A 17,336-nucleotide genomic window follows, 5' to 3' on the forward strand; every position below is an offset into this window, starting at 1 on the left:
GGGCCTTGTGCTGGGGGGGGGGCCGCCCCGCCCCCCGGGCCGCGGGCCGTCCCGGCCCCGGGGGGGGGCGCCCCCCCGGGGGGGGCCCCCCCCGCGGGGGCGGGGGGGCCGAGCGGGGTGTACTCGGTACCGAACACCGACAGCCGGACCCGTACCGACATCAACGCCTCCGGCGCCCAGGTCCTCGGCGCGAAGGACGGCGTGGCGACGGTGGAGGCCACCGCGGCGCAGGCGGAACAGCTGCGCGCGCAGGGCTTCGAGCTGCGGCAGAAGGCGACGCCGCGGGACTTCCCGCCCGGCGACGAGGCGTACCACAACTACGACGAGATGGTCGCCGAGCTAGACGCGATCGTCGCGGACCACCCGGACATCGCCGCCAAGTCCAGCCTCGGCGAGAGCTTCGAGGGCCGGGACATCCCGCTGCTCAAGATCAGCGGCAAAGTCGCGGAGGACGAGGACGAGCCGGAGGTCCTGTTCGACTGCAACCAGCACGCGCGCGAGCACCTCACCACCGAGATGTGCCTGCAGATCGCGAACCGGCTCACCGACGGATACGCCGACGACCCCGCGGTCAAGGAGAACGTGGACAGCCGCGAGGTGTGGATCGTCCCGTCGGTGAACGTGGACGGTTCCACCTACGACGTGGAGTCCGGCGAGTACCAGGGCTGGCGGAAGAACCGGCAGGACAGCGGTACCGACCTGAACCGCAACTGGGGTTACCTGTGGGGCTGCTGCGGCGGTGCCAGCGACGACCCGCAGGACGAGACCTACCGCGGCACCGAGGCGTTCTCCGCGCCGGAGACGAAGGCGCTGGCCGATTTCATCGACTCCCGCGTGATCGGCGGTGAGCAGCAGATCAAGTCGGCGATCGACTTCCACACCTTCTCGGAGCTGGTGCTGTGGCCGTTCGGGCACACCCAGGACGACGTGACCGAGGGGATGACCCAGGAGGAGTTCGACCGGTTCGAGAAGGTCGGCACCGAGATGGCGGAGACCAACGGCTACACCCCGCAGCAGTCCAGCGACCTCTACACCACCGACGGCGACAGCCTCGACTGGATGTGGGGCAAGCACAAGATCCTCGCGTTCACCCTGGAGATGTACCCCTCCGACGGTGGCCTCGACGGGTTCTACCCGCCGGGTGACGTGATCGAGCGAGAAACCGCCCGCAACGACGGCGCCGTGGACATCGTGCTCCGCGAAGCCGGCGCCTGAGCCGCGGTTCGCACGGTGCTGGAGAGCCCGGATGCCCGTGGGGCGTCCGGGCTCTTCCCGTTCGAAGGGCCGAGCGGTACGCGCGCGAGCATCGGCCCGGCCGGGAAGGAGTTCGCGATCAACGAGGACGAACGCGTCGGGGAGCTGGCCGACATCCACGGCGAGCTCGACCTGCATCGGCCGAACGCGGCACGCATGTACGACTACTTCCTCGGCGGGACGCAGAACTTCCCCGCCGACCGCGGGGCAGCCCGCAAGCAGCTGGAACTGCTCCCCGAGACCCGCGTCGGAGTCCGCGAGAACCGGTCCTTCCTGCGCCGGGTCGTGCGGTTCTGCGTGGAGCGCGGCATCCGCCAGTTCCTGGACTTGGGTTCGGGGATCCCGACGGTCGGCAACGTGCACGAGGTCGCGCACCAGGGGGATCCGGACGCGGTGATCGCCTACGTGGACCACGAGCCGGTGGCGGTCGCGCACGCGCGTCGGCTGTTGCAGGCGGAGCCGCGGGTGAGCGTCACGCAGGCCGACCTGGCACACCCGGCGGACGTGCTCGCCGCCGCCGGGGTGCGGCGGCTGCTGGACCTGCGCGAGCCGGTGGCGGTGCTGGCGCTGTCGGTGCTGCACTTCATCCCGGACGAATCCGGCCCGACCGGAGTGCTCGCGACCTACCGGGACGCCTGCGCCCCGGGCAGCGTGCTGGCGGTCAGCCACGCCTCCGGCGCGGGCTTGACCTCGACGCAGGTGGTGGAGGGGCTGCGCATCTACGACCGGACCCCGACCCCGCTGAGCCTGCGGCCCGCGGAGCAGGCCGGGGAGCTGATGGCCGGTTGGGCGCTGGTCCCGCCGGGAGTGGTGCCGGTGGTCGACTGGCGACCGGACGTCCCGGTGGGCGCGGAGGTCCGCGCCGCCGTGGGCAGCGGCTGGTCCGCGGTAGGCGTGCGACCGTCGGCACGGTCGTGATCCGGGCGGCGGGAGACCGCCGCTTCCGCTCATCCGGTCCGGTATGGCGGGCGGCACGAGCCGCACGGCGCCACGTCGGCACGCCGTGTACCGGGACATCGCGGTGTGGAGGGCGGCGGCCCGGAACGCGGCCGACAGCAGTGCGGCCGACACGAGCGCGGCGGATCTGAGCGCGGCGGACCGGAAGGCGGAACCGGACGCGCGGAGCCCGGGCAGCGCGGAAGAGCGCGGTGCGGACCGGTGGCCGATCGCCGAGGGCGAGATCGTGGATTCCATGACACCCAGTGTTCCGATTCGAACACGGGTTCGTCATCACTTGATCGGGCTGTATCCAGTGGGAATCAGCCACGACCGCCAAGAATTCTCACGGCATCCGAGCATCGGAGGCGGCCTCCCGGCCCATCGAGACCGGCGGGCGGGTTCCGAGAACCGCGCCCACACCGGCTCCGACCATCCGGGCGCCCCCGAAACGCCCGGACGAACGATCAGGACAGCAGGAGCACGACGACACCCACGAGGATGCCGACCAGGACCACGACCGCGGCCGTGATCAGCACGGCCCGCAGCTGCGGCCGCTCCTCCTGGACCTCCGACTGCGCCCGCTCGCGCCACTGCATGAAAGTGGTGCCCTCGCCGCTGTCGCTCACGTCTGTCTCCCTCTTCGTGTGCTGCTCCTGGCACCGTTCACGACGGGGCGTCGTGAACTTGCAGGGAGTCACGATGCCACATCGGCCGGATCACATTCCGACCACGTGCCCGGTGGCGGCCCGGCTTCGCGGCACCTCGGGCTTCACCGGCCCCGGGCCGCCGCGGTGCCGCCGAGCATGACGGCGGACACCCCCGCAGGGCAAGCAGCCCGCGCACCCGGCGGGGCTCCCGCGGCGACCGGGCGGCCGGCACCGGCCGACCGGTCCGCGAGATCGGGCACGATCGTGCGACCGCGCTCGGGAGTGGCGCGCTAGGCGATCGGCTCCGGCAGCTGCCGGACGGTGTACTCGCAGGTCAGCACGTCGCCGGTCGCCGGGTCCGCCAGTTCGACGCGCCACGGGCCCGCGAACTGGTCCACTTCGGCGTCCATCGGGATGGTGCCGGACAGCAGCACCGTGCCCTCCTCGGCCAGGCCGAGCCCGCGCAGCTCGTCCAGCCAGTACGCGGGCGTGAGCAGCTCGCCGAGCGAGCCGTGCTGGAGGCGCCGCCCGCCGACGTGCGCGCTGAGGGTCAGCGAGTCGATCCGGTCGGCGACGTCCACGAGCCGCCAGGCCCGGGACCCGAGCACGTCCGGCCCCGCCTGCTTGCTCCAGGCCACGCCGTGCACTTCGAGCGCCCGGTCGGTGTGGTCGCAGGCGACGGTGAGCAGCACGTCCTCCTCTCGGGGCCCGGCGATGACCAGCGCCCACTCCGCCTCGCCGGAGGTGCGGCCGTGCTGCGCGGGCACCTCGCCGGTCTGCATGGCGAGGTAGGGCGCGACCGGGTAGAGGCAGGGCGTGCGGGTGGGCGCGGGCACGCCGAGCTCGGCGAGTTCGGCGACGTGCGCGGCCACGTCGTCCTGGCTGCGCCCGGCGTACCCGGCGTTGAGCAGGGTGCGCACCGGCACCTCGACGGACGTGCCTGCCACATCGAAACGAAGCGGAAACATCAGACCCTCCCGATCAGCATACTTCTTGTATACAGTTCGTATCACCGATTCGCCGGACGACACGACCGATGTGACGAACCCCCTCGACAAGGACCGCCGATGAGTCAAGCGCTCCCCGACGCACCCGCCCGCCCACCGCGCAAGGACCTGGTCAAGGCGTTCATCGCCGCGCTGTCCGGGACCTCCCTGGAGTGGTACGACTTCGCCGCCTACTCGGTGGCCTCCGCGCTGGTGTTCGGCGACCTGTTCTTCCCCAGCCACGACCCGCTGTCCGGCACGCTGCTGGCGTTCTCCACCTACGCCGTCGGGTACCTGTCCCGGCCGCTGGGCGGGTTCGTGTTCGGCAGGCTCGGCGACGTCCTCGGCCGCAAGCAGGTGCTGGTCACGACGCTGCTGCTCACCGGCATCGCGACCGTGCTCATCGGGCTGCTGCCCACGCACGGCCAGGTCGGTGCGTGGGGTGCCGTGCTGCTGGTGGTGCTGCGCTTCGCCCAGGGCGTCGGCATCGGCGGCGAGTGGGGCGGCGCCGTGCTGCTGTCCAGCGAGTTCGGCGACGACAAGCGGCGCGGCTTCTGGGCCTCCGCCGCCCAGGTCGGACCGCCCGCGGGCAACCTGCTGGCCAACGGGGTGCTGGCGGTGCTGGCCGCCACCCTCACCTCGGAGCAGTTCCTGTCCTGGGGCTGGCGGGTCGCGTTCCTGCTCTCCGCGGTGCTGGTGGTCTTCGGCCTGTGGATCCGGGTGAAGCTGGAGGAGACGCCGGTGTTCCGCGAGCTGCAGCGCTCCGGCGACCAGGCCTCGGCGCCGCTGCGCGAGGTGTTCACCGAGGAACCGCGGGCGCTGATCTCCGCGATCCTGTCCCGGGTCGGCCCGGACGTGCTCTACGCGCTGTTCACCGTGTTCGTGCTGACCTACGTGACGAAGGAGCTCGGGCTCCCGCAGAGCTGGGCGGTCACCGGCGTGATGCTCGGGTCGACCTGCCAGCTGGCGTTGATCCCGGCCGCGGGGTGGCTGTCGGACCACTGGGGCAGGCGGCGGGTGTACGCGATCGGCGCGATCGGCGGCGCGGTGTGGCCGTTCGCCTTCTTCCCGCTGATCGGCGGCGGTTCGGCGCCGCTGCTGGTGCTGGGCGTGGTCGTCGGCCTGCTGTGGCACTCGCTGATGTACGGGCCGCAGGCGGCGTTCGTGTCGGAGCAGTTCAGCACCCGGCTGCGCTACACCGGCTGCTCGCTGGCGTACACGCTGGCCGGGGTGATCGGCGGTGCGCTGGCGCCGCTGCTGTTCACCTCGTTGTTCGCGTACTTCGACAGCTGGGTCGCGCCCGCCTGCTACCTGTTCGCGACCTGCGCGGTGACCTTGCTCGGGTTGGCGATCAGCCCGCGAGCAGCACGTGCTGCGTAGCGTCCAGGTGCGCGGTGATCGCGGCGTGCGCGGCCGCGGTGTCGCCGTCGGCGAGCGCGGCGAGGATCGTGTCGTGCTCGTCGACGACGGCCTCGCGCCGGTTCCGCGCGGAGAACAGCGCCACGATGCCCGCGCGGACCTGGCGGGCGCGCAGCCCGTCGTAGTTCTTGGTGAGCATGTCGTTGCCGACGGCCCGCACCAGCGCGGCGTGGAAGCGGTGGTCGAGGTCGATGAAGGCCCTGGCGTCCTCGGCGGCGCGCAGCTCGCGCTGCCGATCGAGTTCGCCGCTCATCTCCTGGACCGGGGCGGTGCCGAGTTCGAGGGTGCGCTGCGCGGCGTAGCGCTCCATCATCCCGCGCAGTTCGAACAGCTCGCGGATCTCCCGCCCGGCGACGGGCGCGATGTAGGCGCCGCGCTTGGGGACCAGCTGCACGAGCTCCTCGGCGGCGAGCAGCAGCAGGGCCTCCCGGATCGGGGTGCGGGAGACGCCGATGGCGTCGGCGAGGGACTGCTCGTTGACGAAGCTGCCCTGCATCGCGGGGTCGCTGAGCACGGTGTCCTTGAGGTGGTCGTAGGCGAGCTGGCGGCCCGAGGTCACGGCGGCTCCTTGCGCGGCGGGACGATGCCGTCCCAGTCTTGCATATCCTTGGTATACAACCAGGCAGAGGCGAAGAGAGGCGGAACCCATGCGCGTCGCGCTGTGCCAGATCGTGTCCACCCCTGATCCGGCGGCGAACCTGGAGCTGGTCGCCGACGGCGTCCGCCGGGCGGCGGAGGCGGGCGCGGAGCTCGCGGTCTTCCCGGAGGCCACCATGGCCTGCTTCGGCATCCCGCTGGGGCCGATCGCGGAGCCGTTGGACGGCCCGTGGGCCACCGAGGTGCGCCGGCTGGCCGCGGACGCCGGCCTCGTCGTGGTCGCGGGCATGTTCACCCCGGCCGACGACGGGCGGGTGGCGAACACGTTGCTGGTCACCGGGCCGGGCGTGGACGCGCACTACGACAAGATCCACCTCTACGACGCGTTCGGCTTCGCCGAGTCGCGCACGGTCGCGCCCGGCGCGGAGCCGCTGGTGGTCGACATCGGCGGCACCGGTGTGGGCGTGACGACCTGCTACGACGTGCGCTTCCCCGGGCTGTACGCGGCGCTGGCCGACCGGGGTGCCTCGGTGATCGTCACCGCGGCCTCCTGGGGCGCCGGCGAGGGCAAGCGCGAGCAGTGGGAGCTGCTGGTGCGGGCCCGCGCGCTGGACAGCACCTCTTGGGTGGTGGCGTGCGGCCAGGGCGATCCGCGCACCGCGGGGATCGAGGCCAGCGGCAAGGCGCCGACCGGCATCGGGTTCAGCACCGTGGCCACGCCGGTCGGGACGGTGCACGCGCAGCTCGGCGACGCACCGGACGTGCTGGTCGCCGAATTGGACCCGGCCGCGGTCGAGCAGGCGCGGGCCAGCATCCCGGTGCTGGCGAACCGGCGGTTCTGACCGGCCCGGGCCGCACCGGCGGTGCTGATCGGTTGCAGGGCGCACCGGCGGTGTTGATCGGCCACGGGGCGGCCCGGTGGTGCTGATCGGCCGTGGGGCGGCCCGGCGGTTTCGATCAGGTCCCGGGGCCGCCCGGCGGTGCTGATCGGCGCGCCGGGGCGGCCCGGCCGGTCACATGTCCAGGCCGATGTCCAGCGCGGGCGAGGAGTGGGTGAGCGCGCCGACGGCGAGGAAGTGCACCCCGGTCTCGGCGTAGGTGCGGGCCACGTCGAGGGTGAGCCCGCCGGAGGCCTCCAGTTCGGTGCCGGGCGAGATCTCCTCGGTGCGGCGCACCGCGTCGGCGCAGTCCTGCGGCGTGAAGTTGTCGAGCAGGACGAGTTCGGCGCCCTCCTCCAGCACCTCGTCCAGCTCCTCCAGCGTGGACACCTCGACTTCGAGGGGCAGTTCCGGCGCATGGTCGCGGCAGGCCCGCAGCGCCTCCACCACCGATCCGGCGGCCACCACGTGGTTGTCCTTGATCAGCATGGCGTCGCCGAGGCCCATCCGGTGGTTCACCCCGCCGCCGCAGCGCACCGCGTACTTCTGCAGCACCCGCAGCCCGGGCAGGGTCTTGCGGCTGTCCCGGATGCGGCAGCCGGTGCCCTCCACGGCGCGGACCCACTCGGCGGTGGCGGTGGCGATGCCGGAGAGGTGGCAGAGCAGGTTCAGCGCGGTGCGCTCGGCGGTGAGCAGCCCGCGCACCGGCGCGTGCACGCTCAGCGCGCTCTCCCCCGGCATGATCATGTCGCCGTCGCCGCGGCTGTGCAGCACCTTGTAGCCGTCCGCGCCGAGCACCTCGTCGAGCACCGCGCGGGCCACGGGGATGCCCGCGACGACCCCGGCGGGGCGCGCCCGGAAGGCGGCTTCGGCGATGGCGTCGACGAGCACGGTGGCCTCGGTGGTGACGTCGAGCCCGTAGCGCAGGTCTTCGGCGAGCGCGGCCCGCACCAGGGTCCGGACCTCCTGCGGGTCGAGTCCGGCGGCGCGCAGGTGGCCGGTGGTCACCTCGGACAGGGTCATGCCACGCTCCTCGGGGGTTCTCGGTCGGTGCGGAACAGCCAGCCGGACACGTCCAGGCGCAGCGCGACGCTGCGCCGCCAGCGTACGTCGTCGCGCGCCGGATGATCACGCCTGCGATGGCTGCCGCGGGATTCGGTGCGGGCCTCGGCGGCGGCGAGCAGCGCCTGCGCGGTGAGCGCCAGAGCGGCGTCCTCCACCGCCTCGCGAGTCCGTAGTGGACGGACGATGCCCGCCTTGTCCAGCGTCGCGCGGGCCGCCGCGAGACCGTCCCCGGTGCGGCCGATCCCCGCGTGCGCGGTCATGGTGCGCTGCAGCAGCTCGCGGTCCACGACGGCGGCGGCCGGGACCGGCGGCAGCACCGGCCTGCGGGCCGCGAGCAGCCCGCCGCGCAGGTCGCGGGCCACCGCCGCGGCGGCCCGGCCCCCCACGACCAGGCCTTCGAGCAGGCTGTTCGACGCGAGCCGGTTCGCCCCGTGCAGGCCGGTGCGCGCCACCTCGCCCGCCGCGTAGAGCCCGGCCACCCCGGTCCGACCGTCCACATCGGTCACCACGCCGCCGCAGGAGTAGTGCGCGGCGCTGGTCACCGGGATCGGTTCGCGCCGCGGGTCGACCCCGACGGCACGACAGGACCCGAAGACGGTGGGGAACCGGGCGGCGAACTCCGGGATGCCGGTGGCGTCCAGGTAGGCGCACTCGGCACCGGTCTCGGCGATGCGCCGGTCGATCTCCGCGGCGACCACGTCCCGCGGCGCCAGGTCGGCCAGCGGGTGCACCCCGGCCATGATCCGGTCGCCGCGGGCGTCCAGCAGCACCGCGCCCTCGCCGCGCACCGCCTCGGTGACCAGCGGGCGGCGGCCGCGAGCGCCGGGCACGTGCAGCGCCGTCGGGTGGAACTGGACGAATTCGAGGTCGGCCGCGGTGGCCCCGGCCCGCAGCGCGAACGCGATCCCGTCGGCGGTGGCCACCTCGGGGTTCGTGGTCGCGGCGTAGAGCCTGCCGAGCCCGCCGGTGGCGAGCAGCACGGCGGGGGCGCGCACCACTCCGGGGTTGCCGTGCGGGTCGAGCGCGAGGAGCCCGGCGAGGTTGCCGCCGTCGCCGCGCACCGGTTCCGCCGCGCAATGCCGCTCCAGCACGGGGATCCCGCCGGTGCCGACCGCCTCGGACAGCGCCCGCTGCACCTCGGCGCCGGTGGCGTCCCCGCCCGCGTGGATCACGCGGAACGCGGTGTGCCCGCCCTCGCGGGTGCGGGCCAGCGCGCCGCCGGTGCCGTCGAACCGCGCGCCCGCCGCGCGCAGCCGCGCCACGGCGGCCGCCCCGTCGGCGAGGATCTCCCGCACCGCCCGCTCGTCGCAGAGCCCGGCGCCCGCGGTGAGCGTGTCGGTGACGTGGCGCTGCACGCTGTCGCCCTCGTCGTGCTCGTCGGGGCGCACGACCGCGACGCCGCCCTGCGCCCAGCCGGTACCGCCCGCCGCCGCGGCGTCCTTGGTGATCACGAGGGTGCGCAGGCCGAGCTCGCGGGCGCGCAGCGCGGCGGTGAGCCCGGCGACCCCGGTACCGACGACGACGAGGTCGGCGCGGGCCTCCCAGGTCATTCGCCGCCTCCGGGCTTGCCGATGCCGATCATCCGCTGCACCGAGGCGCGGGCCCGTTCGGCGACGTCGGCGGGCACGTGCACCTCGTCGGCCTCCTCGCGCAGGCAGCGCAGCAGCGCGGCCGGAGTGATCATCTTCATGTAGCGGCAGGAGGCGCGGTCGTTCACCGCCCGGAAGTCGATCTCGGGCGCGGCGCGGCGCAGCTGGTGCAGCATCCCGACCTCGGTGGCCACGAGCACCGACTCGGCACCGGTGCCGCGCGCGGCGTCCAGCATCCCGCCGGTGGAGAGGATCTTGACCCGCTCCGGCGGCAACGTGCCCTCCCCCGCGAGGTACAGCGCGGAGGTCGCGCAGCCGCACTCCGGGTGGATGAACAGGTCGGCGTCCGGGTTCGCCGCGGCGCGGTCGGCGAGCTCGGCGCCGTTGATGCCCGCGTGCACGTGGCACTCCCCCGCCCACACGTGCACGTTCTCCCGCCCGGTCTCGCGGCGGACGTGCGCGCCGAGGAACTGGTCGGGGCAGAACAGCACCTCGGTGTCCGCGGGGATGGAACGCACCACGTCCACCGCGTTCGAGGAGGTGCAGCAGATGTCGGTCTCCGCCTTCACCTCGGCGGTGGTGTTGACGTAGGAGACCACGACGGCGCCGGGGTGCTCGGCCTTCCAGGCGCGGAGCTGCTCGGCGGTGATCGAGTCGGCGAGCGAGCAGCCGGCCCGCTCGTCCGGGATGAGGACCTTCTTCCCGGGGCTGAGGATCTTCGCGGTCTCGGCCATGAAGTGCACGCCGCAGAACACGATCGTCGAGGCGTCGCTGGAGGCCGCGATGCGGCTCAGCGCCAGGGAATCCCCGGTGTGGTCGGCGATGTCCTGGATCGCGGGCAGCTGGTAGTTGTGCGCGAGCAGGACGGCGCCGCGTTCGTCGGCGAGCATGCGGACCTCCTGCGCCCACGCCTGGTCCGGTTCGACGCCCGCGTACGGCGCGAGCTGTTCGGCGACCACCATTTCTCCTCCTCACCGGCGATGCGCGCCGCGTCGCGCGCGCCCCCGTTTGCTCCCCAGCAGTTTTCGCCTTAGGGTCGAAAACGTGCCTCATCGTAACACCGCAGGTCATGCGGACGGGAGAGATACCGCTCACGAAGTGCTCGCCGGAGTGCTGCGCGCGCAGGACGGCCTGCTCCACGTGCTGTTGTGGCAGCGCGCCCGGGAACCGCACCGGAACCGCTGGTCGCTGCCCGGCGGCAGGCTCCGCGACGACGAGGACGTGGAGACCTCCATCCGCCGCCAGCTCGCCGAGAAGGTCGACGTGCACAAGCTGAGCCACGTCGAGCAGCTCTCCGTGTTCAGCGAGCCGGCGCGCGTCCCCGGGCGGCGGACGGTCGCGACCGCCTTCCTCGGGCTGGTCCCCGCCGACGTCGACCCGGAGGTCCCCGACGACACCGCCTGGCACCCGCTCGACGGCCTCCCCGACACCGCCTTCGACCACGAGCGCATCACCCGCGCCGCGCGGGACCGGCTGCGCGCCAAGCTGTCCTACACCAACATCGGGTTCGCGCTGGCGCCCGCCGAGTTCACCATCTCCGAACTGCGCCGCATCTACTCCGCAGCGCTCGGCTACGAGGTCGCGGCCACCAACCTGCAGCGGGTCCTCACCCGCCGCGGCGCGCTGCGACCCACCGGCCGCACCCTGCCCGCCGGACCCGCCGGGGGCCGGCCGCCCGCGCTGTTCCGCTTCACCCAACCCGACCTGGAGATCACCGATCCGTTCGCGGTGCTGCGCCCGCCGGCCGAGCGGACCTGACCGGCGGGGCCGCCGACCGAGCTCACCGGTGCGCCGTGGTGGCCGATCGGCGGGGCCGGGACGTAGGTTGGCGGTCGTGACCGACACGCTCCCGCTGTTCCCGCTGAGCACCGTGCTGCTCCCCGGCGCCGACCTGCCGCTGCACGTCTTCGAAGCGCGCTACCGGCAGCTGGTCCTCGACCTGGTCGACGAGGTCGTCCCGGACCGCCGCTTCGGCGTCGTCGGCATCCGCCAGGGCTGGGAGGTCGGCGACGACAACGTCGACTCGATGTACGACGTGGGGTGCTCGGCGCGGCTGCAGCAGGTGCAGCAGCTGCCGCAGGGCCGCTACGACATCACCGCGGAGGGCGGGGCCCGGTTCCGGCTGCTGCAGATCGACCGGGAGGCCGCGCCGTACCTGATGGCCCGCGTGGAATGGCTCCCCGACGACGAACCCGACGAGGACCCGCGGCTCGTCAGCAGGCTCGACGAAGCCGCCCGCGAAGCCCACGAGCGCTACCACGGCACCGGCCTCCGCGGCGACCACTACGAACCCGCGGCGGCCGACCTCGAACCCGGCGAGCTCTCCTACGCGCTGGCGGAGGACTGCGTGCTCAGCACCGAGGACCGCCAGGCGCTGCTCGCCGAGACCGATCCGCTGGCCCGGCTGCGGCTCGTGCGGCGGCTGCTGGCGCGGGAGGCGCAGTTCCTGCGGGAACTGCGGGCCGTCCCGGCACCGTTCGCGGAGTTCGCCGAGCAGACCAGCGTGAACTGACCGCTGCGCGCAACGCCGTCCGGCGCGCCGCGATCACTCGCTAGGATCTCGCCCATGTCATCACCTGGCGGGCCGGGAACCTGGGGTTACCCGGAGAACGGGGACGCCTGGGGCAGGCGCGAGAACTGGGGCGCGCAGCCCGGGCAGCACGTCGGCGGACCGCCGTACCAGGGCGGCATGCGCTACCAGGGCTTCGGCACCTTCGACCGCCCGCCGCAACCGGCCGCCGCGCCACCACCGCCTCCTCCCCCGCCGCCGAAGCGCAACCGCGGCCCGCTGGTCGCGCTGTCCGCCGCGGTGGCCGTCGTGCTGGTCGTGGTGATCACCGCGGTCCTCTTCGGCGGCTCGGGCGGGGACGACGACGCGCAGGCCGGGACGTCACCCGCCCCCACCTCGGAGTCGCTCGCGGCGCCGCAGACCTCCGCCGAGACCTCCCCCGGCTCGTCCCCGCCCACCGCGCCCGCACCCGCGCCGCTGGTACCGGGCTGGCAGGCGGTGGCGGTGCCGAAGCGGCAGGCCGCCTACGACGTCCCGCCGGAATGGCGGCTGGAGACCCCGGACAACGTGATCGGCTTCGGGGAGCAGGACGACCCGGTGACCATGACCGGGGTCGCGATCTACCAGCGCGGCTACTGCCCGGACCGCGGCGGCAGCTTCCGCGCGCTCGCGGGCGCCACCGCACGGCGCGGCCCGGACGACGCGACGGTCGCCACCGACACGGCCCGCCGGTTCGCCGAACTCGCCTACGGCGCCGACGCCCGGATCGAGCTCGGGCCGCCGCAGCCGGTGGTGCTTCCCGGTGGTCTGCCGGGGACCAAGGTGGTCGCCACCGCGTTCCCCGCGCCCGCGGCGTGCGGCGCGCCGAGCGCGGTGGTCAACGTGCTCGCCACCAACGGGAACGGGGAGAGCTCGGTGGTGCACGTCGTCGGTGCCGACCAGGAGGTGCCCGGCGCCGTGACCCCCGACGTCCTCGACGGCATCACGGCCTCGGTGCGCCCCGCGGGCTGAGCAGCGCCCGCCCCGCCCCGCGGGCCGAACGACCCCCAACCGGCCCGCGGGCTGAGCGGAGCCGCCGGGCGACCGAGCCGATCAGCTGCGGCGGCCCAGGTCGTCGAAGCCGTTCCAGGAAGCGGCCAGGCCGTAGCCGAGCGCCAACCCCAACGGCTGCACCAGCACGGCCCACGGCGTGCCGACCGCGGGCGGGACGGTGAGCGCGGAGCCGAAGCCCAGGTCCGCCGGCCACGGGTACAGCTCGGACGCGAACGTCGCCCCCATCCGCATCGCCAGCCACGCCGAGACCAGCGAGCCGAGCGCGGCGGCGACCAGCAGCACCGGCCCGCGCCGCCTGCGCAACGTCCACAGCACGGCGGCGGTGACGATGCCGGTCGCGAACGACAGCAGCAGGAACAGCGCCAGCGCGTCGAAGTCGTGGTAGCTCTCCACGATCTGCGCGGGCACCGGCGTCCCGGTGCGGCCGAGCAGGCTCGCCTGCGGCGGCGCGATCCGGGACCACACCCACCCCAGCGGCATCCCGAGCAGCGCCACCAGGGACAGCGCGCTCAGCGCGGGCAGCAGGTCGGCGCGCACCGCCGGCCGCCCGGTCCGCTCCTCCGGTCCTGGCACGCGCACCGCACCTGCGGGTTCGGGTGTTCCGCTGGTCTCGACCGCTCCTGGTGGCAACAGCCGACCCTCCTCGGTGGTGTGGCAGGCACTGGCCCGCCTTGGGGCCTGCGCGGTGGGTTGTTCGTCGGTTCCGTCGGCGGCGGGGCCGCCGCGCACGCCACCGGCGGCGGCTCCTCGCGGGGACGGCTCGTCCCGTGCACCGAGCGGTTCCGCAGCGGGGGGACGCCGGGGTTCCGCCACCCGCCCCTCGCGGCAGGAGCACGAAGTCGACGCCTCCAGCACCCTAGCGGGTGATCGTCGGCACCCGCCCAGGCGCGGCGCGGGCGCCGGGTGGCCATCCTCTATTCTGCGCGGGCGTCCTGTCCCCCACTTCCGAAGGATCGAACCCACGTGGCGGGAACCTTGCCGAGTCCGGTGCTCACCGGGCCCCGATCGATCGATGCGCCGCGCCGGAATTCCGCCGTGCGACTTCCGCTGCGCAGCACCGTTTCCGAGCTGGTCGCGGGATCGGTCGTCGCCGCCGCGGTGAGCCTCGTCCTGCAGTTCGCGGTGGCGCGGCTGGGCATCAGCGAACCGAGCTTCGCGCCGGAGGCGCTGGCCTCGCTCGGCGCCGCGCTGGTGTTGTTGATCACGTTCGTGCTGCTGGCGGTCGGCCCCACGCGGTTGCCGCGGCCGGTGCGGCTGGCGGGGACGTGGGCCGCGCTGTCCACGTTCACCACGCTGGCGCTGGCGATCCCGCTGCAGGCGACGCGGTACTACTTCGGCGGTTCCTCGACGGACAACGCGTTCCGCCTGCAGTACATGACGCGGGCGGCCTCCACGTGGGGCCTGTCCGACATGAACTACGCGGGTGTCGCGCCGTACTACCCGGGCGGCTGGTTCTGGCTGGGGGGCAGGTTCGCGAACCTGCTCGGCTGGGAGGGCTGGGCCGCCTACAAGCCGTACGCCTTGATCTGGGTGGCGGTGACGAGCGTCGTCGCGTTCACGTTGTGGAGCGTCGTGGTGCGCAGGCGGCTGGCGCTGCTGGCGGCCATCGCGACCTCGCTGGCGGGGATGCTGCACGGCATCGAGGAGCCCTACGCGTGGCCGTCGGCGGCGTGGCTGGCGCCGATCGCCGTGCTGGCCTGGCACGCGCTGCGCCGAGAGGAGCGCGCCCCGCGCTGGACGCTGGTGTGCGTCGGCGGGTACGTCGGTTTCGCGGCGATCACCTACACGCTGCACTTCGGCTTCGCGGTGCTGCTGATCGTGGCGATGGCCGTGGTGGTCGGCGTGTTCCGGGTCCGCCGCGGCGAGCGGGTGTGGCCGACGGTCCAGCGCATGTTCTTCCGGCTGCTGCCGATCGGCGTGGTCAGCGGGCTGATCTCGCTGCTGGTGTGGCTGCCGTACGTGCTGGCCACGCACGTGTTCACCGACAACCCGCGCAGCGCGGCGCTGCACTACCTGCCGGAGGACGGTTCGTTCCTGCCGGTGCCGATGACGGACGCGAGCCCGGTCGGCGCGCTGTGCCTGGCCGGGTTCGCCTGGCTGGTGCTGCGCGCGCGGCGCAGCGAGGTCGCGGCGGCGATGCTGACCGTGGTGGTCGCGATCTACACCTGGTTCGGCCTCTCGACGCTGGCGCTGGTCGCGAAGACGACGCTGCTCGCGTTCCGGCTGAACGTGATCCTGGGCGTGGTGCTGGCGGTCGCCGGGGTGTTCGCGGTGCTGGAGTTCATCGGCTGGCTGCGGGAACGGGTGGACGCCGCCTACGCCGCGCGGATCACGGTGCTGTCCTGCGCGCTGGGGCTGCTCGGCGCGATCACGTTGACGCAGGGCGCGATCGGCAGCGCGCTGGCACCGTCCGCGACGCAGGCCTACGACGACTACTACCCGACGGGCGACAACGCGAAGGGCGCCCGCGACCCGGAGCAGACGGGTTCGTGGGCCGACGACGTGTACCGGGCGGTGTCGCAGCTGACCGGCCGCCCGCCGCAGCGGAACCTGCTGCTGACCACCGACTACAAGCTGCTGTCGTTCCAGCCGTACTGGAGCTTCCAGCAGGAGACGCCGCACTACGCGAACCCGCTGGCGGACTACGACGGGCGGACCGCGGAGATCGAGCGCTGGACGAAGGCCCGCAGCGGCCAGGAACTGCTGGACATGCTGCAGCGCAGCCCGTTCACCACGCCGAACGTGTTCGTCCTGCGCAACCAGGACAGCCCGGTCGCCTCGGAAGCGGACCAGGAACGCGCCGCGGACCCGTCGGACGAGAACGGCCGGAAGCTGGCGCTGAACCTCAAGGGCGACGCGTTCCCGCAGCTGCCGAACGTGCGGGACTACGACGTGTTCTTCGACCCGGCCGCGTTCGACGACCCGCGGTTCGAGCGCCGCGAGGTCGGCCCGTACACGGTGATCGCGCTGCGCGACGCGCGCTGACCCGCACGACCACCACCGCGCCCCCGGGATCGCCCCGGGGGCGCGGTGCGTTTCAGGACAACCTGATCGGCAGCTCTTCCAGCCCGTGCACGAGGGTGCTGGGCCGCCACCGCAGTTCCGCCGGGTCCACGGCCAGGCTCAGCTCCGGGAAGCGCTCCAGCAGTCCGCGCACCGCGATCCGCGCTTCGAGCCGGGCGAGCGAGGCGCCGAGGCAGAAGTGGATGCCGTGCCCGAAGCCGAGGTGGCCGGTGCTGGGGCGGCTCAGGTCGAACTCGTCGGGCCGGTCGAAGCGCCGCTCGTCCCGGTTCGCCGAACCCAGCGACACGAGCACCAGTTCCCCCGCCGGGATGGCCACGTCGCCGAGCCGGACCGGTTCGGCGGTGTGCCGCATGGTCGCCAGGTTCACCGGGCTCTCGTGCCGCAGCGTCTCCTCGACTGCGTCGTCGACGAGGTCCGGATCGGCGCGCACCTCGGCCAGCCGCTGCGGATTGCCGAGCAGGTCGTGGACGCAGTTGCCGATGAGGTTCACCGTCGTCTCGTGCCCGGCGGCGAGCAGCAGGAACGCCATGGAGATCAGTTCGGGTTCGCTGAGCCGGTCCGCGCCGTCGGCGGCCGCGATGAGCGCGCTGACCAGGTCGTCCCCCGGTTCTTCGCGCTTGCGGGCGACGAGCCGGGTGATGTATTCGCCGATGGCGGCCCCGGCCGAGTTGATCGTCTCGGCGTCGGCGCCGTTGACCAGCGCCGTGGTCCACCGCTTGAAGTCCTCGTGCCGTTCCTGCTCCACGCCGAGCATCTCGGAGATCACGGTGATGGGCAGCGGGAACGCGAACTCGTGCAGCAGGTCGATCTCGCCGCGGCCGGCCAGCTCGTCGAGGAGTTCGCCGGTGAGCTGCTCGACGCGCGGCCGGAGGTCTTCGACGCGGCGCGGGGTGAAGCCCTTGAGCACGAGCTTGCGCAGCCGGGAGTGGTCCGGCGGATCCGTGTTGAGCAGGTGCGCGTTGAGGTCGTCGATGAACTCGGCGCGGTGCGCGCCCTCCCCCAGCTGGTTGTCGATGGCCTTCTTGGTGCCTTCGACGTTCTTCTGCAGCCTCGGGTCGGAGAGCGCCTGCCGTGCTTCGGCGTAGCGGGTCACGACCCACACCGGGATGCCCGACCGGCTGATCACCCGCTGCGCGGGGGCGTCGGCGCGCAGCCGCGCGTAGCGCAGGTAGGGATCTTGCATGAACGCGTCGTCGAGGACGGTCGGCTCGGCGTCCTCCGTGGTGGCGGGCATCGCGTCCTCTCGGGTCGGAGGCTGTCGCGGGACAGTCAACTCGCCGCTGTCTGAGAGGATTCTCAGCTCCCAGGGCGGTCCCGAGACCACCATCCGAGGTGCTCCGCGGGTACCGCCGCGGACCCGGGAGGGGCCGCCCGAA

General features: G+C 73.5%; 16 protein-coding genes. 8 read left to right on the forward strand and 8 right to left on the reverse strand.

Annotated features, from left to right (window positions below):
• Both LCD35_RS15695 and LCD35_RS15700 read left to right on the forward strand, forming a co-directional pair.
• Window positions 1-1,215, forward strand: a 1,215-nt coding sequence (locus LCD35_RS15695; RefSeq protein ID WP_374108086.1) for a M14 family metallopeptidase, incomplete at its 5' end; no start/stop codon positions are given.
• Window positions 1,216-1,230: 15 nt separating this feature from the next.
• The gene (locus LCD35_RS15700; protein ID WP_224959586.1) at window positions 1,231-2,172 is read left to right on the forward strand and encodes an SAM-dependent methyltransferase; all 942 of its coding nucleotides are present in this window, start codon (window positions 1,231-1,233) and stop codon (window positions 2,170-2,172) included.
• A gap of 485 nt (window positions 2,173-2,657) precedes the next feature.
• Here LCD35_RS15700 and LCD35_RS15705 read toward each other — a convergent pair whose 3' ends face one another.
• Window positions 2,658-2,819 (reverse strand): hypothetical protein, encoded by a 162-nt coding sequence (locus LCD35_RS15705; protein ID WP_224959588.1) that lies wholly within the window; start codon window positions 2,817-2,819, stop codon window positions 2,658-2,660.
• Between the two features lie 311 nt (window positions 2,820-3,130).
• Entirely contained in the window at window positions 3,131-3,808 is a 678-nt protein-coding gene (locus LCD35_RS15710) for a DUF2848 domain-containing protein (protein ID WP_224959590.1), read from the reverse strand.
• Between the two features lie 99 nt (window positions 3,809-3,907).
• On the opposite strand from LCD35_RS15710, the gene LCD35_RS15715 reads away from it, so the two are divergent.
• Window positions 3,908-5,206, forward strand: a complete 1,299-nt coding sequence (locus LCD35_RS15715) for an MFS transporter (RefSeq protein ID WP_224959592.1) — start codon at window positions 3,908-3,910, stop codon at window positions 5,204-5,206.
• Here the strand turns inward: LCD35_RS15715 and LCD35_RS15720 are convergent.
• The gene (locus LCD35_RS15720; RefSeq protein ID WP_224959593.1) at window positions 5,178-5,804 is read right to left on the reverse strand and encodes a GntR family transcriptional regulator; all 627 of its coding nucleotides are present in this window, start codon (window positions 5,802-5,804) and stop codon (window positions 5,178-5,180) included. The two genes, LCD35_RS15715 and LCD35_RS15720, sit on opposite strands and share 29 nt — an antisense overlap.
• Window positions 5,805-5,892: 88 nt before the next feature.
• On the opposite strand from LCD35_RS15720, the gene LCD35_RS15725 reads away from it, so the two are divergent.
• Window positions 5,893-6,684 (forward strand): carbon-nitrogen hydrolase family protein, encoded by a 792-nt coding sequence (locus LCD35_RS15725; RefSeq protein ID WP_224959594.1) that lies wholly within the window; start codon window positions 5,893-5,895, stop codon window positions 6,682-6,684.
• 171 nt (window positions 6,685-6,855) lie between these two features.
• Here LCD35_RS15725 and nadC read toward each other — a convergent pair whose 3' ends face one another.
• The 3 genes from nadC to nadA are packed head-to-tail and all read right to left on the reverse strand — an operon-like array spanning window position 6,856 to window position 10,336.
• Window positions 6,856-7,743: a carboxylating nicotinate-nucleotide diphosphorylase gene (gene nadC, locus LCD35_RS15730; protein WP_224959595.1), complete on the reverse strand. Its 888-nt coding sequence runs from the start codon at window positions 7,741-7,743 to the stop codon at window positions 6,856-6,858.
• Window positions 7,740-9,335 carry an L-aspartate oxidase gene (locus LCD35_RS15735; protein ID WP_224966861.1) on the reverse strand — a complete coding sequence of 532 codons (1,596 nt, stop codon included), beginning with the start codon at window positions 9,333-9,335 and terminating at the stop codon, window positions 7,740-7,742. The genes nadC and LCD35_RS15735 overlap by 4 nt, the downstream gene beginning before the upstream one ends.
• The gene (gene nadA, locus LCD35_RS15740) at window positions 9,332-10,336 is read right to left on the reverse strand and encodes a quinolinate synthase NadA (protein WP_224977797.1); all 1,005 of its coding nucleotides are present in this window, start codon (window positions 10,334-10,336) and stop codon (window positions 9,332-9,334) included. Before nadA ends, LCD35_RS15735 begins: the two co-directional genes overlap by 4 nt.
• 136 nt (window positions 10,337-10,472) lie before the next feature.
• Between nadA and LCD35_RS15745 the strand changes: the two genes are divergently transcribed.
• From LCD35_RS15745 to LCD35_RS15755, 3 genes are all read left to right on the forward strand, one after another.
• Window positions 10,473-11,132 (forward strand): NUDIX domain-containing protein, encoded by a 660-nt coding sequence (locus LCD35_RS15745; protein ID WP_224959598.1) that lies wholly within the window; start codon window positions 10,473-10,475, stop codon window positions 11,130-11,132.
• A gap of 76 nt (window positions 11,133-11,208) precedes the next feature.
• Window positions 11,209-11,886, forward strand: a complete 678-nt coding sequence (locus tag LCD35_RS15750; protein ID WP_224959599.1) for an LON peptidase substrate-binding domain-containing protein — start codon at window positions 11,209-11,211, stop codon at window positions 11,884-11,886.
• 54 nt (window positions 11,887-11,940) lie between these two features.
• The gene (locus tag LCD35_RS15755; protein ID WP_225044390.1) at window positions 11,941-12,894 is read left to right on the forward strand and encodes a hypothetical protein; all 954 of its coding nucleotides are present in this window, start codon (window positions 11,941-11,943) and stop codon (window positions 12,892-12,894) included.
• 81 nt (window positions 12,895-12,975) lie between these two features.
• Here the strand turns inward: LCD35_RS15755 and LCD35_RS15760 are convergent, their stop codons facing one another.
• Window positions 12,976-13,566 carry a DUF2567 domain-containing protein gene (locus tag LCD35_RS15760; RefSeq protein ID WP_224959344.1) on the reverse strand — a complete coding sequence of 197 codons (591 nt, stop codon included), beginning with the start codon at window positions 13,564-13,566 and terminating at the stop codon, window positions 12,976-12,978.
• A gap of 405 nt (window positions 13,567-13,971) precedes the next feature.
• Here LCD35_RS15760 and LCD35_RS15765 point away from each other — a divergent pair, with 405 nt between their 5' ends.
• Window positions 13,972-15,921: an arabinofuranosyltransferase gene (locus LCD35_RS15765; protein ID WP_225044391.1), complete on the forward strand. Its 1,950-nt coding sequence runs from the start codon at window positions 13,972-13,974 to the stop codon at window positions 15,919-15,921.
• Window positions 15,922-15,973: 52 nt separating this feature from the next.
• On the opposite strand, the gene LCD35_RS15770 is transcribed toward LCD35_RS15765, so the two are convergent.
• Window positions 15,974-17,194, reverse strand: coding sequence for a cytochrome P450 (locus LCD35_RS15770; RefSeq protein ID WP_225044392.1), 1,221 nt, complete (start codon window positions 17,192-17,194; stop codon window positions 15,974-15,976).
• Window positions 17,195-17,336: the final 142 nt, after the last annotated feature.

The organism is Saccharopolyspora sp. 6V, assembly GCF_020176785.1.
GTDB lineage: Bacteria > Actinomycetota > Actinomycetes > Mycobacteriales > Pseudonocardiaceae > Saccharopolyspora_C > Saccharopolyspora_C gregorii.

Bases quoted from the DNA above. Each gene is read 5' to 3' on its own strand.
- LCD35_RS15710 (WP_224959590.1), bottom strand. From the start codon at position 3,808: ATGTTTCCGCTTCGTTTCGATGTGGCAGGCACGTCCGTCGAGGTGCCG.
- LCD35_RS15715 (WP_224959592.1), top strand. From the start codon at position 3,908: ATGAGTCAAGCGCTCCCCGACGCACCCGCCCGCCCACCGCGCAAGGAC.
- LCD35_RS15725 (WP_224959594.1), top strand. From the start codon at position 5,893: ATGCGCGTCGCGCTGTGCCAGATCGTGTCCACCCCTGATCCGGCGGCG.
- nadC (WP_224959595.1), bottom strand. From the start codon at position 7,743: ATGACCCTGTCCGAGGTGACCACCGGCCACCTGCGCGCCGCCGGACTC.
- LCD35_RS15735 (WP_224966861.1), bottom strand. From the start codon at position 9,335: ATGACCTGGGAGGCCCGCGCCGACCTCGTCGTCGTCGGTACCGGGGTC.
- nadA (WP_224977797.1), bottom strand. From the start codon at position 10,336: ATGGTGGTCGCCGAACAGCTCGCGCCGTACGCGGGCGTCGAACCGGAC.
- LCD35_RS15755 (WP_225044390.1), top strand. From the start codon at position 11,941: ATGTCATCACCTGGCGGGCCGGGAACCTGGGGTTACCCGGAGAACGGG.
- LCD35_RS15770 (WP_225044392.1), bottom strand. From the start codon at position 17,194: ATGCCCGCCACCACGGAGGACGCCGAGCCGACCGTCCTCGACGACGCG.